This window comes from Nonomuraea sp. NPDC050680, from assembly GCF_040654555.1.
GTDB lineage: Bacteria > Actinomycetota > Actinomycetes > Streptosporangiales > Streptosporangiaceae > Nonomuraea.
On sequence record NZ_JBFAIF010000006.1, the window covers coordinates 261,857 to 275,383 of the forward strand.

Annotated in this window: 11 protein-coding genes; 6 read left to right on the forward strand and 5 right to left on the reverse strand. The window is 68.6% G+C overall.

Annotated features, from left to right (window positions below; all coding sequences use genetic code 11):
- Positions 1 to 91: 91 nt before the first annotated feature.
- From AB0H88_RS23690 to AB0H88_RS23705, 4 genes are all read right to left on the reverse strand, one after another.
- Positions 92 to 4,963 (reverse strand): NAD-glutamate dehydrogenase, encoded by a 4,872-nt coding sequence (locus AB0H88_RS23690; RefSeq protein WP_357647787.1) that lies wholly within the window; start codon positions 4,961 to 4,963, stop codon positions 92 to 94.
- A gap of 38 nt (positions 4,964 to 5,001) precedes the next feature.
- A complete protein-coding gene (locus AB0H88_RS23695) occupies positions 5,002 to 5,805 on the reverse strand; it encodes a tryptophan 2,3-dioxygenase family protein (RefSeq protein WP_357647789.1) in 804 nt (267 codons plus the stop codon).
- Positions 5,806 to 5,889: 84 nt separating this feature from the next.
- A complete protein-coding gene (locus AB0H88_RS23700) occupies positions 5,890 to 6,087 on the reverse strand; it encodes a zf-HC2 domain-containing protein (RefSeq protein ID WP_357647790.1) in 198 nt (65 codons plus the stop codon).
- On the reverse strand, positions 6,087 to 6,632 hold the full coding sequence (locus AB0H88_RS23705; RefSeq protein WP_357647792.1) for a sigma-70 family RNA polymerase sigma factor: 546 nt from the start codon (positions 6,630 to 6,632) through the stop codon (positions 6,087 to 6,089). The genes AB0H88_RS23700 and AB0H88_RS23705 overlap by 1 nt, the downstream gene beginning before the upstream one ends.
- Positions 6,633 to 6,780: 148 nt before the next feature.
- Between AB0H88_RS23705 and AB0H88_RS23710 the strand changes: the two genes are divergently transcribed.
- Complete coding sequence (locus AB0H88_RS23710) at positions 6,781 to 7,392, forward strand: DUF4142 domain-containing protein (protein WP_357648036.1); 612 nt, start codon at positions 6,781 to 6,783, stop codon at positions 7,390 to 7,392.
- 146 nt (positions 7,393 to 7,538) lie between these two features.
- On the opposite strand, the gene AB0H88_RS23715 is transcribed toward AB0H88_RS23710, so the two are convergent.
- A complete protein-coding gene (locus AB0H88_RS23715; RefSeq protein ID WP_357647794.1) occupies positions 7,539 to 7,751 on the reverse strand; it encodes a hypothetical protein in 213 nt (70 codons plus the stop codon).
- Between the two features lie 15 nt (positions 7,752 to 7,766).
- Between AB0H88_RS23715 and AB0H88_RS23720 the strand changes: the two genes are divergently transcribed.
- The 5 genes from AB0H88_RS23720 to AB0H88_RS23740 all read left to right on the forward strand — a co-directional run bounded on the left by AB0H88_RS23720 (position 7,767) and on the right by AB0H88_RS23740 (position 13,527).
- Positions 7,767 to 8,885: a DUF1996 domain-containing protein gene (locus tag AB0H88_RS23720; protein WP_357647795.1), complete on the forward strand. Its 1,119-nt coding sequence runs from the start codon at positions 7,767 to 7,769 to the stop codon at positions 8,883 to 8,885.
- 53 nt (positions 8,886 to 8,938) lie between these two features.
- Positions 8,939 to 9,718, forward strand: a complete 780-nt coding sequence (locus tag AB0H88_RS23725; RefSeq protein ID WP_357647796.1) for a hypothetical protein — start codon at positions 8,939 to 8,941, stop codon at positions 9,716 to 9,718.
- Positions 9,719 to 9,773: 55 nt separating this feature from the next.
- Complete coding sequence (locus tag AB0H88_RS23730) at positions 9,774 to 11,249, forward strand: ferredoxin (RefSeq protein WP_357647797.1); 1,476 nt, start codon at positions 9,774 to 9,776, stop codon at positions 11,247 to 11,249.
- Positions 11,250 to 11,418: 169 nt separating this feature from the next.
- A complete protein-coding gene (locus AB0H88_RS23735; protein WP_357647799.1) occupies positions 11,419 to 12,855 on the forward strand; it encodes an FAD-binding oxidoreductase in 1,437 nt (478 codons plus the stop codon).
- Between the two features lie 42 nt (positions 12,856 to 12,897).
- On the forward strand, positions 12,898 to 13,527 hold the full coding sequence (locus AB0H88_RS23740; RefSeq protein ID WP_357647801.1) for a GNAT family protein: 630 nt from the start codon (positions 12,898 to 12,900) through the stop codon (positions 13,525 to 13,527).

Sequence of the window (13,527 nt, forward strand, 5' to 3'; positions counted from 1 at the left end):
GAGGAGCGTTCCCCTGGACAGGCCCCAGCGCCGTGCGGCGGCTGGGGCCCACCGGGCCGGCCGTAAAAGATGGAAAAGGTGTTGAAAGCGATCAGCCTTCGGTGTGGGGAAGGCTGCTTGATGCCACGAGGGTGCGGATGGCGCGGAGGGCCACGGAGAGGGTCGCGAGGTCGAAGTTCTCGCTTTCCCAGATTTCCGAGAGCGTCTGGCGGGCCCGGTGGACCGCCGCCGAGTTCGCCTCCGTCCAGCGGGCCAGTCGCTCCTCCGGAGACAGCCCAGACGTGCTGTGGGCCAGCACGTCGCGGGTCAGCGAGGCGTGGGCCGCGTACAGGTCGTCCCTGAGTGCCGCCCGCGCCATCGAGTTCCAGCGGTTGTCACGCGGCAGCGCGATCACCCGCTCCCTGAGGAGGGCCAGCTGGAGGCGGTCGGCGAGGTCGAAGTACACCTCCGCCGCCTCGTTGACCGGACGACCCGTGAGCGACGAGATCTCCACCAGGTCGAACGTCGAATAGGCGGGCACCATGGCCGCCACCCGCTCCGCGAGCTCCAGCGGCACGCCGCGGACCACGAAGGAGTCGCGGCGCTCCTCGAAGGCCGCCAGGTCGGGACCGGCGAGCAGCTTCGGGATGTGGGCGAGCAGGCCGTTCACACCCTTGATGAAGAAGCTCACCGACCCGGCCAGGTCGAGCGGCGGGCGGCGGTTGCCGAGCAGCCAGCGCGTGCCGCGTTCGGCCAGCTTCCTGGCCTCCAGCAGCATCGCGATCTGTATCGACGTGTCGGCCTTGTTGTCCAGCGCTTCCACCGCGCGATGGAAGCTGGCCAGGTCGAACACCTCGCGGGCGACGAGATAGGCACGGACGATGTCGGGCGTCGAGGCGCCGGTCTCCTCGCTGAAGCGGAACATGAACGTGGTGCCCATCGAGTTGACCAGCTCGTTCACCACAGTGGTGGTGATGATCTCGCGGCGCAGCGGGTGGGCGTCCATGTACGGCCGGAACTGTTCGCGCAGCGCCGACGGGAAGTACGACACCAGCCACGAGGCCAGGTACGGATCGTCGGGCAGGTCGGAGGCGAGCAGTTCGGCGTCGGCCACCAGCTTGGTGTAGGCCAGCAGCACCGAGAACTCGGGCGCCGTCAGACCCAGCCGGGCCTGACGGCGTTCGGCCAGGATCTTGTCGGAGGGCAGGAACTCCAGCTCCCGGTTGACCAGCCCGTCACGCTCCAGGCGCCGCAGGTAGCGGGAGTGGATGTGGAGCATCTCGGGGGCCTGTGCCCGGGTCGCGGCCAGCACCACGTTCTGGGCGTAGTTGTCGCGCAGCACCAGGTCGGCGACCTCGTCGGTCATCGAGGTGAAGACCTGGTTGCGCTGCTTGTCGGTCAGCTCGCCGTCGCGGACGACCTGGTCGAGCAGGATCTTGATGTTCACCTCGTGGTCGGAGGTGTCGACCCCGGCCGAGTTGTCGATGAAGTCGGTGTTGACCAGCCCGCCGCCGCGCGCGAACTCGATGCGGGCCAGCTGGGTGAACCCCAGGTTGCCGCCCTCGCCGATGACCTTGCAGCGCAGCTCTCCGGCGTCGACCCGGAGCGGGTCGTTGGCCTTGTCGCCCACGTCGGCGTTGGACTCGGTGCTCGCCTTGACGTAGGTGCCGATGCCGCCGTTCCACAGCAGGTCCACGGGGGCCCGGAGGATGGCGCTGATGAGGTCGTTCGGCGCCATCGAGTTGACCGCCGCGGGGATGGAGAGCGCCTCGCGGATCTGCGGCGTGATCTGGATGGACTTGGCCGTACGCGGGTAGACGCCGCCGCCCGCCGAGATCAGCTGGGTGTCGTAGTCCGCCCAGGAGCTGCGCGGCAGCTCGAAGAGCCGTTGCCGCTCGGCGAAGGCGCGGGCGGTATCAGGGTCGGGGTCGAGGAAGATGTGCCGGTGGTCGAAGGCGGCCACCAGCTGGATGTGCCGCGACAGCAGCATGCCGTTGCCGAACACGTCGCCCGACATGTCGCCGACACCGGCCACGGTGAAGTCGGTGGTCTGAATGTCGGTCCCGATCGTGCGGAAGTGGTACTTGACCGACTCCCAGGCTCCGCGCGCGGTGATGCCCATCGCCTTGTGGTCGTAGCCGATCGAGCCGCCGGAGGCGAAGGCGTCGCCGAGCCAGAAGCCGTACTCCTTGGCCACTCCGTTGGCGATGTCGGAGAAGGTCGCGGTGCCCTTGTCGGCGGCGACCACCAGGTAGGTGTCGTCGCCGTCGTGCCTGACCACGTCCGGCGGGGGCACGACCTTGCCGTCGACCAGGTTGTCGGTGACGTCGAGCAGCCCGGAGATGAACATCCGGTAGCACGCCACGCCCTCGGCGAGCTGCTCTTCGCGCCCTCCGCCCACCGGCGGACGCTTCACGACAAATCCGCCCTTGGACCCAGTGGGCACGATAACGGTATTTTTCACCATCTGGGCTTTGACCAGCCCGAGGATCTCGGTCCGGAAGTCCTCCATCCGGTCCGACCACCGCAACCCGCCTCTGGCCACCTTGCCGAAGCGCAGGTGCACGCCCTCGACCCGGGCCGAGTACACGAAGATCTCGTACTTCGGCCGCGGCAGCGGCAGCACGCTGATCGCCTGCGGGTCGAACTTCAGCGAGATGTACGGCTTGCGGCGCCCGCCGACGGTCTGGAAGTAGTTGGTACGCAGCGTCGCCTGGATCATCTCCAGGTACGCCCGCAGGATCCGGTCCTCGTCGAGCGAGGCGACCTCGTCGAGCGCGCCCAGGATCTCCTCGGTGAGCGCGTCGGTCAGGTCGGCCCGCACGTCGTCGCCGCGCCGGGGGTCGAGCCGCGCCTCGAACAGCCGCACCAGCAGCCGGGCCAGCCGCACGTTGCCCGTCAGCACCCGCTCCATGTAGCGCTGGGAGAAGGCGGAACCCGCCTGACGCAGGTATTGGGCGTACACGCGCAGGATCTCGACCTGCTCCCAGGTCAGTCCGGCCCGCAGGATGAGGGCGTTGAAGTTGTCGGCCTGGACCTCACCCTTCCACAGAGCGATGAGGCCGTCCTGGAAGAGCCGCTTGAAGTCCTTCCTGTCGACCTCCTCGTTCGGCGTGTAGCGCAGCCCGAAGTCGTAGATCCAGGCGTTCTTGGTGGCGGGGTCGTTGTCCCGGTCGATCTCGTACGGCCGCTCGTCCACGACCTCGACGCCGAGCCGCTGGATCAGCGGGAGCGCCCGCGACAGCGAGATGGGCGTGCCCAGCTTGTAGATCTTCAGCCGCCGCTCGCCCTCGGCCGCGTCGTAGGGCTCGTAGAGGTTGAGGCCGATCTCGTTCTCGTCGGCGCCGACCAGCTCCTCCAGGCGGCGCAGGTCCACCACGGCCATCTGCGGAGGAAAGTCCGCCTTGTAGCCCTCGGGGAAGGCAGACTGGTAGCGCCTGCTCAGCTGGGGAGCCTCCACGTCGGAGGTCTGCTCCGCCAGCGCCGCGGCCAGGTCGTCCTCCCACGACCGGGTGATCGCGGCCAGCCGCGACTCGAGCTCCTGCACGTCGACGCTCGGCGGCGGCAGTTGCCGGCCGCGCTCGCCGCGGATGACCACGTGCAGCCGGGCCAGGGCGGACTCGCCGATCATCGCGCTGTAGTCGAGCGTCTTGCCGCCCAGCGCCTTGAGCAGCAGCTCCTGCATCCGGTAGCGCACCTGGGTGGTGTACCGGTCGCGCGGCAGGTAGATCAGGCAGGAGATGTAGCGGCCGTAGTCGTCGCGGCGCAGGAACAGCTTGACCTGCTTGCGCTCGCGCAGCCGCAGCACGCCGAGCGCGATCGGCAGGAGCTGGTCGAGCGAGGTCTGGAAGAGCTCGTCGCGCGGGAAGGTCTCCAGGATCTCGATCAGGTCCTTGCCGTCGTGGCTGTCGGGGGCCAGCCCGGCCTGCTCCAGCACGTCGGCGAGCTTGCGCCTGAGCACCGGGATCCTGGAGATCGACTCGCTGTAGGCCACGTGCGTGAACAGGCCGAGGAAGCGGCGCTCGCCGATCACCTCGCCCTCCGGCGAGAACAGCTTCACCCCGATGTAGTCGAGGTAGGCCGCGCGGTGCACGGTCGCCCGGGAGTTGGCCTTGGTGATGATCAGCAGTTGCTTCTCCCGCGCCTTGGCGCGCACTTCGGGGGGAAGCACGGAGAAGCTCTCCGAGCCGATCTTGTCGTCCCGCAGGATGCCCAGCGCCGCGCCGGGCAGCGCGCGCAGCGCGTCGCCCTCGTCGGTCCGCTCCAGGCGGTACTCGCGGTAGCCGAGGAAGGTGAAGTGCCCGTCGGCGAGCCAGCGCAGCAGGTCGAGACTGTCCTCGACCTCCGCGGGCTCCAGCGGCGGCGGGTTCAGCGTGAGGTCTTCGGCGGTCTGTACGGCCACCCCCCGCATCTTCCTGAAGTCCTCGACCGCCTGCCGCACGTCGGACAGGACCCGCTGGAGGTCGGCCTCCAGCCGCGCGAGGACCTCGGGGTCGGACTGCCGGTCGATCTCGAAGTGCATCCAGGACTCGACCAGTATCTGGCCGGTGACCTCCTCCTGGCCCGCGCCGAGCATCTTGCCGGTCATGTCACGGCGTACTCGCATCTGCGGGTGGACCACCAGATAGGTGTTGATGTCATGCCTGGCGAGCTCCATCGTCACGGAGTCGACCAGGAAGGACATGTCGTCGGTGACGACCTCCACCACGGAGTGCCCGGGGTCCCAGCCGTTCTCCTCGAGGGTCGGCGTGTAGACGCGGACCACGGCCCGGCCCTGGGGGCGTACCTCGGCCAGCTGCTTCTGCGACATCGCCGGGCCGTACACGTCGATGGGGGTGCGGTCGAGCAGGTCCTCCGGCGCGATGTGCCGGTAGTAGACGCGCAGGAAGGCCAGCGCGTCCTCGGGGCTCACATGGTCGCTGCTCACCGCGCATCGTTGCGCGGCTCGCTGGAGCAGCTCATCCTTGGCCTCGTCGAGCGGCATTTCGCTCTCACTCCTTTGTGAGGGTTTGCCATGGCTTGTCACAGCCAGGCCCTTAGTTCCCACAGCAGCGGGAAGTAGTGCAGGCGGGTCCTACCTCGCAGGTAGGGGGCACCCGTCGAGCCGCCGGTGCCCGATTTGGTGCCGATCTGCCGTTCGACCATCTGCACATGACGGGTCCGCCACTGGGCGGCGGTCTCGTCGTGGGTCAGCAGATCTTCGGCCAGTTGCCACAGGTCGTCGTGCGACCCGCGGTCCCTCGCCACGGCCAGCAGCGTGCCCATGATCTCGTCGTCGGAGACCGGCAGCCCACGCTGGGAGAGGGCGGTGAGATAAGCATCCCACAGCGTCGGCTCGGCGAGCCGACGGCGCAGCCTGCCGAGCTCGGCTTCGTCGGCGTCCCTGAGCCGGCCGAGGTAGCTCGGATCCTTCAGCCCCGACAGGAACTCCAGCTCGCGGAACTGCACCGACTGGAAGCCACTCGCCGGGGCGAGCCTGGCCCGGAACTCCAGGAAGTCCTGGGGCGTCATCGTCTCCAGCACGTCGACCTGCCCGATCAGCACCCGCTCCACCGCGTGCACCCGCTGGAACACGTGCCTGGCCTGCCAGAGCTCGCCCTGGAACATGGCCTCGCGGCCGGCCTCCAGCTCGTGCAGCAGCAGCTTGAACCAGAGCTCGTAGACCTGGTGGATGGTGATGAACAGCAGCTCGTCGGGCGCCTGGGACTGAGGCCGTTGCTGGTCGAGCAGTTCGGGCAGCCGAAGGTAGCCGCCATAGCTCAGCCGGCCGCCCTCCTCGCCGAATCGCCTGTCAGGAGGAACGGCCGCATCACCATCGATGCCCACCGAACACCTCCCCAAGCCGCCCGGTCCGCTCGACCGGGCGTACGCGCCTCGCCGTACCGATATCACCCGAAAAGGGGAAAAAGGTCAACGTGACATCGACATGGGCGGGTCGTCCTCAGCGGCTGAGGGCAGGTGTTTGAGCTCGTCGAGCCGGCTCGGAATCTCGGCCATGTCCTGGAGCTCCGCCTGGCACCTTGCGCATGTGTCGAGGTGGCGCTCGAACTCCTCCAGGTCCTCTTCATCGAGGACACCGAGGACGTAGGCGACCACCTCTTCATGCATTACCCGGCTACCCCCTTGTCCCGCAGAAGCACACGGAGAGCCCGGATCCCGTAGTAGAGCCTGGACTTCACCGTGCCCGGCGGGATCCCCAGAATCTCCGCCGCTTCATTTATCGTACGGTCCCGAAGGTAGGTCTGCTCAATGACTTCCCGGTGTTCTTCTGACAGGCTCCGCAGCGCGTCAGCGACCACCATGGCCGAGAGCGCCCGCTCCGAGCCGTCAGGGACCGCCAGCATGTCGACTTCCGGCGGCTCGACCTCGTGAGGCCGAACACTCTTACGCCGGCGACCGTCGATGACGATACGGCGGGCCACTGTCAGTAGCCATGCCCAGATGAGGCTGGGCTCCCATTGAAGTCTTGCCGAGTGACGCCAGGCTCTAACGATCGTCTCTTGAACGACGTCTTCGGCCCATTGAAGATCGTTCCCGGTCGACTTGCGTACGTGGCGCAGCAGAGGGCCGCCGAACTCCTGGTAGAGCACCGCAATGCGGTGTTCCGCCTCGGCATCCGTGCTCTCTAACTTGCCGGCGAGATGACCTAGCACGGGGCACATCTTTACACCTTCGTTATCACTCCGGTAGGCACTCCGATAACTCCAGTCATTTCTGACTATTTGGACCCCGTGAGTGAACCGGTCCCCGAAGGCCCGCGTACCTCCGATCATGCACAGGCTTTTGCGCGGCGAACTGCTCATGTTCGGCGGCTTCGCAGTGGCTGCCACGGTCACGATCCTGCTGGTCCTGCCACCAGGAAGCTCCGCAGGATCCACTCAGTACACGCAGTCGGCCGCCGGTCCTCTCGGGCCGGCTGACCGCGACCTGCTTGTCAGAGTACGCCAGGCAGGCCTCTGGGAGATTCCTGTTGGCCAATGGGCCCAGACACGGGCCGAGTCAGCGAGCGTGAAGGAGACCGGGAGGCACCTGGTCGAAGATCACACGAAGCTGGACGAGGCGACTCGCGCGCTCGCCGCGAAGCTCGGCGTGCCCATCCCAGACGTGGCCAATGCCGATCAGCAGAGCTGGATGGCCCAGCTGTCCGCGGAGAAGGGTCCCGCCTTCGACAAGGACTTCGCCAACCTGTTGCGAGCCGCGCACGGCAAGGTCTTCGCCGTCGTGGCAGAGGTGCGGTCGGGGACCCGCAACAGCGAGATCAGGAAGTTCGCCAACACCGCCAACACGGTGGTGCTGAAGCACATGACGCTGCTCGAAGGCACTGGCCTGGTCGACTTCGGCGAGCTTCCCGAGCCCCCCACGCCCTCACCCGCTCCACCCGTCGCTACGGCGGTCGATACGAGGAGAAAGTAATGAGGAGATCCAGACGCACGACCGCGGTCGTGTCCGCCCTGGCCGTGATGGCCAGCGGCCTGGTGTCCGCGGCCGTGATCGGCGTCGGTCCGGCGCTTGCGGACCATTGCGATCCGGCAGAGCAGAGCAACCAGCAGCCGTCTCAATCACCGACGCAACAACGGCGACAGCAGCAGGCTCCGGACAACCAGGACCAGCAACAGCAGCAGGACGACCAGCAGCAGAACAACAACCAGGATCAGCAGCAGCAGGACCAGCAGGGTCAGCAGGACCAGCAAGGTCAGCAGCAGCAACAGGACCAGCAGGGCCAGCAGCAGGACCAGGGCCAGCAACAGCAGCAGGGTCAGCAGCAGCAGCAAGGCGGCGGGACTCTCTTGGCCGCGCCGACCCCGGAGCCGGGAACGCAGGACACCGGTAACGCCCAGGACCAGCAGAACAACAACCAGGATCAGCAGCAGCAGGACCAGCAAGGTCAGGACCAGCAGGACCAGCAGGGTCAGCAGCAGCAGGACCAGGGCCAGCAGCAGCTCCGCCGCCGGGGCAACAACAACAACCAGAACCCGACGAAGAGCCCGTCCGCGACCCCCTCCCCCACCGAGAGCGACCACGATGAGGGCGAGTGCGCCGACCTCGGCCCGTTCGTCGAGGACTTCGTCGACATCCGCCAGGTCGGCCGCGGCCAGCTCGCCAACCCCCAATTCGGTAGGAACGGCTCAAGGGGCACCTTCGTCTCCTCCTGCGGGACGAACGGCAACAAGCACAACAACCCGGACAACTTCATCGTCGCTCCGGGCGTGAGCAACGGCGCGCACCACCTGCACGACTACGTGGGCAACCTGACGACGGACGGGTTCTCGACGGACCAGAGTCTCGCCGCGGGAGGTACCACCTGCCGCTTCGGCGACAAATCGACCTACTTCTGGCCGGTGCTTCGCGACCGCAAGGTGGACGTCAACACCCAAGACGCGGACGGCAACGTCGGCCAGGTGCTGCGGGCCCGCCAGGTGACCCTCCAGTTCCGCGGCAACGCCTCGTCCAGGGTGGTCGCGATGCCGAGGTTCCTGAGGATCATCACCGGTGACGCCAAGGCGGCCACGAACGGCGGGGCGAACGCGAAGGCGGCGTGGACGTGTACCGGCTTCCAGAACCGCATCACTAATAACAAATATCCACTCTGCCCACGCGGCAGCCAAGTCGTCCGTATTCTGGATTTCCCAAGCTGCTGGGACGGCCAGAACACCGACAGCGCCAACCACCGTACGCACGTGGCGTTCCCGGGACAGGGTGGCGCCTGCCCGCAGGGAACCAAGGCCATCCCACAGCTGCGCATGTCCCTCACGTACTCGGTTCCACAGGGGCCGTCCTTCGCCGTGGACGCGTTCCCTGAGCAGAAGCACAATCCGGTGACCGATCACGCCGACTTCGCCAACGTGATGTCTGACCAGCTCATGAACTTCGTGGTCAGCTGCATCAACCGCGGACGTCGTTGCTGACGTAGATCGGCCCTCCCGAGTCGCACCCTCAATCACGACCATGGAGGGAATCGATGCTCCACAGAAGACTGCCCCGGCACGCTCCGAGCAAGCTGGACTCCAGGTATGTCCGGTTCGGAGTAAGCGCCGCGCTCGCCGCGTTGGTCCTGGCGGGGTTCGCCCTGACCAGGACCGACAGCGGGATCTCAGTGCTCGGCCAAGGGGTGGCTTTCCTCGAGTTCTACGCGGGCGTGTTCGCCCTGGTGCTGCTGAGCGCGACGGTCGGGCTCGGTCTGCTCACCACCGAACGCGTCTTCCTGTCCCCGTCCAACAGGGTCAGGGCACAACTGGCGCACCGGGCCACAGCGATGATCGGGATGGCCTACCTGGTCACGCACATCACGCTCATGGTCAGTCTGGGGCATGCCCCACTGGCCGCGACGGTGGTCCCAATTGCCGGTATCTATGTGGGATTCGGCGCTGTAGCCTTCGACATGATGGTGATCATCGTTGTGTCGGGGATGGTCCGAGGACGGTTCGCGGTGACGGGCAAGCCATGGATATGGCGGGCGCTTCATGCCACCGCGTACCTGTCCTGGCCCGTGGCCATCATGCACGGCCTGACCGCCGGCCGCCCTCCGGCGCCCTGGGTGGCGTGGTCCTACATCGCCTGCCTGGCGGCGGTCGGTGGGGCACTGCTGGTCCGGGTGCTCGCCACCACGCTCAGGCCGGCTCTCCAGCCGGAATGGGTGAAGACGATGGAGGTCGACACCTCACCGGTCGAGCGGCCGGTGGACGTCAACGCGCCGGTTAGCCTCGACGCGGCGCGCAGGAAGTACCGGGAGGCGGGATGAGACCGCACAGGAATGCCCAGGAGGCGCCAGAGTGATCCCGCACAGAGTCCCACGCGTGTTACGCGTGGGCCCGGCCCGGCTGACCGCCGGGCTGGAGCACACCAGGCGGATCGACCTGCCGGCGCACCGGACGCTTCATGGCGAGCCGGTGTTGCGCGATATCGAGACGCTGATCGCCCAGGTGAACGAGGTCGACATGCGCGGCCGAGGCGGAGCGGCGTTCCCCGTCGGCCGCAAGCTGCGCGCCGTCGCCGACGCCGCCGGGGCACGCGAGAGTGTCGTGCTGGTCAACGGCTCGGAGGGCGAGCCGGCCAGCTTCAAGGACACCATGATGCTCATCCGCAACCCGCACCTCGTGCTCGACGGAGCGGTCCTCGCCGCCGAGGCCCTGCACGCGCGCGAGGTCGTCGTGGCGATCGGGTCCGGCGGCGAGGTGGCCGAGTCGTCGGTCTCCGCGGCCGTGGCCGAGCGGCGCGCCGCCAATGTTGCGGGTGGCCACGAGAGCCACGTACGGATCCGGGTGGTCGCCCTGGAGGAGCGGTTCATCTCGGGCGAGGGCGGCGCGCTGGTGCGCGGCGTGAACGGCGACGTGGCCATCCCCAACGGCCGCAAGAAGCGTGCCGCCGAGAGCGGCGTGGACGGCCTGCCCACGCTGCTGTCGAACACCGAGACGTTCGCCCAGCTCGCCCTGCTCGCCGAATTCGGCCCCGAAGGGTACGCCGAGTACGGCACCGCCAAGGAGCCCGGCACCGTCCTGCTCAGCGTGAGCGGCGGCGCCACCAACCCCGCCGTCGTCGAGGCGCCCACGGGCACCCCGCTGATCGACGTCCTCGACCTGTGCGAGGCGGAGATCGGCGACGGCGTCCTCATGGGCGGCTACCACGGCGCGTGGATGAGCTACGAGAACGCCCTCTCCGCGGTGATCTCGCGCGAAGGCATGAAGGCGATGGGCAGCGAGCTGGGCGCCGGGATCATCGTCCCGCTCGGCGACTCGACCTGCCCACTCGGCGAGACCACCCGGGTGGCGGCCTACCTCGCCGCCCAGTCCTCGGGCCAGTGCGGCCCCTGCCGCCTCGGGCTGCCCGACGTGGCGCGGGCACTGCTCGCGCTGGCCGAGGGCACCGGGTCCACGGACGCGGTACGCCGCACCGTACGCGCCGTCGAGCGAAGAGGCGCCTGCTTCCACCCCGACGGCACCGCCAGGTTCGTCCTCTCCTCCCTGGACGCCTTCGAGAGCGACATCGCCCTTCACCTGGAGTACGGCTCCTGCGGCCGGCCGGTCCGCGGCGTGCTGCCCCTTCCGGAGCACGAGGAGGAGCCCGAGTACCGCCTGGACGTGGACTGGACCCGTTGCGAGGGCCACGGCCTGTGCGCGCACCTGCTGCCGGAATTCGTGGAACTGGACGAATACGGCTTCCCCACCTTCAAGACCGTGCCGGGCTGGATGGCGAAGGAGGCGCGTCGGGCCGTCGACATGTGCCCCGCGCTGGCCCTGCGCCTCAATGAGTCCATAGCGGTACGGGCGGGTTAGTCACCCGGTCCGTCCGCCTGAGCGCTCAGGCGGACGGACCGGGCTCCCCGCATACTGACCAGACCCCTCCGGAACTGACCGGGCTGCTCTGGTTATGCATTTGTGACCAACCTGGCGGCTTCCATGGTCGTCTCACCGATCGGTTCACCACGATCACCAGGAGACGACCATGGACCGCCGCGACTTCCTCCGCGCCGCCACGCTGGCACCGGTACTGGGCTTGGTCTCCGTACCGCCCGCGCTCGCCTCCTCCGCCCCCGACTGGCCGGGGTTACGCCGCCGCCTCACCGGCACGCTGGTCCTGCCGGCCGACGCGGGGTACGGCGCGGCGCGACGGCTGTTCAATCCCGCCTTCGACGGCATCAGGCCGGGCGGCGTCGCCTATTGCGCGACCCCCGCGGACGTCTCCACGTGCCTGTCCTTCGTCCGCGCCAACCGCCTGCCCGTCACCGCCCGCTCGGGTGGCCACTCCTACGCGGGCTGGTCCACCGGCACCGGCCTGGTGATCGACGTCTCCCGGATGAACTCCGTCAGCCACGCGGCCGGCCGCGCCACCGTCGGCGCCGGGGCCAAGCTGGTCGACGTCTACGACAAGCTGGGCCGCCACGGCGTGAGCATCCCCGCCGGTTCGTGCCCCACGGTCGGGGTGAGCGGCCTGGCGCTGGGCGGCGGGATCGGCGTGGTCTCCAGGAAGTACGGCCTGACCTGCGACACGCTCGAATCCGTGCGGATCGTCACGGCCGACGGCCGCCTCCTGACCTGCGACGCCGAGCACCACCCCGACCTCTACTGGGCGTGCAGGGGCGGTGGCGGCGGGAACTTCGGCGTGGCGGTGTCCTTCACCTTCCGCACCCACCAGACCCGCGACAGCACCGTGTTCTTCCTGCACTGGCCGTGGGCCAAGGCCGAGGCGGCGGTCAAGGCCTGGCAGTCCTGGGCGCCCACCGCGCCGGACGAGCTGTGGTCCACGCTGCACCTGACCCGGAACAACGGGCTGGACGTGCAGATCGGCGGCACGTACCTGGGCGGGAAGGCGGCGCTCGACCGCCTCCTGGCGCCGCTCGTCGCCGGGATCGGCCGTCCCTCCTCCCGCTACGCCTCCACGACGTCCTACGGGCACGCCATGATGATCATGGCGGGCTGCTCGTCGCTCTCGGTCGCGCAGTGCCACCTTCCGGGCCAGACCGCCGCGGGCCGCCTCAGCAGGGACACCTTCGCGGCCAAGTCGCACCTGGCCTACCAGAAACTGTCGGCCGCCGGGGTCAGGGCGCTGGTCGCCGGGGTGGCCCGGGCCGGGGAGCACACCGTGCAACTGGACGCGCTGGGCGGCGCGGTCGCCCGGGTCCGCCCGGACGCCACCGCCTTCCCGCACCGGGCGGCGTTGTTCGGCGTCCAGTACTACTCCAAGGGCACCGGCCGGGCCTGGCTGCGCGGCATCCACGGCGACATGCGGGCGCATCTGGGCGATCACGCGTACGTGAACTACATCGACCCGGACCTGACCGACTGGCGGACCGCCTACTACGGAGCCAACGCGCCACGCCTGGCCGCCGTGAAGACCGCCTACGATCCCGGCCGGCTCTTCCACCTGCCCCAAGGTGTCTAAATCGGTCGCCGGGCCGGGCTGTGAGCTGGGAAGATCGGGAGCATGCGCAACTGGCCGCTCTTCGGGCTCTCCGTGACCACCCCGCGTCTCGAACTCCGCGTGCCGTCGCTGGCGGACCTCGACGAGCTCGGTGATCGAGCGGCCGAGGGCGTACACGAGCCGGGCTACATGCCGTTCCTGTTCCCGTGGTCCGACGCCGAGCCGCAGGAGCGGGCCAAGGCCACCGTCCGCTACCACTTCCGCACCTGGGCCGAGTTCACCCGGGAGAAGTGGACGCTGGAGTTCGCGGTGGTCTCAGAGGGACAGGTGGTCGGCGTGCAGGCGCTGATGGCCGCCGACTTCCTGGTCACCCGGGAGGCCGGGACGGGCTCGTGGCTCGGCAAACGCTTCCAGGGCCGGGGCATCGGCAGGGAGATGCGCGCGGCCGTACTCCACCTGGCCTTCGAGGGGCTGGGCGCGGAGTACGCGACGACGGAGGCGTTCCACGACAACCACGCCTCGCTCGCGGTGACGCGCCGACTCGGCTACCACGAGGACGGCATCATCCTGCACAACCGCAAGGGCACGGTGGCAACAGGCCGCCGCTTCCGCCTGCCCCGGTCCGACTGGAAGCCCATGGACGGCATCGAGATCCACAACCTGGAGCCCTGCCTCCCGCTCTTCGGTCTCTAG

Coding starts and splice junctions, on each gene's coding strand:
- AB0H88_RS23710 (WP_357648036.1), top strand. CDS start 6,781: ATGTTCGGCGGCTTCGCAGTGGCTGCCACGGTCACGATCCTGCTGGTC.
- AB0H88_RS23740 (WP_357647801.1), top strand. CDS start 12,898: ATGCGCAACTGGCCGCTCTTCGGGCTCTCCGTGACCACCCCGCGTCTC.
- AB0H88_RS23735 (WP_357647799.1), top strand. CDS start 11,419: ATGGACCGCCGCGACTTCCTCCGCGCCGCCACGCTGGCACCGGTACTG.
- AB0H88_RS23690 (WP_357647787.1), bottom strand. CDS start 4,963: ATGCCGCTCGACGAGGCCAAGGATGAGCTGCTCCAGCGAGCCGCGCAA.
- AB0H88_RS23725 (WP_357647796.1), top strand. CDS start 8,939: ATGCTCCACAGAAGACTGCCCCGGCACGCTCCGAGCAAGCTGGACTCC.
- AB0H88_RS23700 (WP_357647790.1), bottom strand. CDS start 6,087: ATGCATGAAGAGGTGGTCGCCTACGTCCTCGGTGTCCTCGATGAAGAG.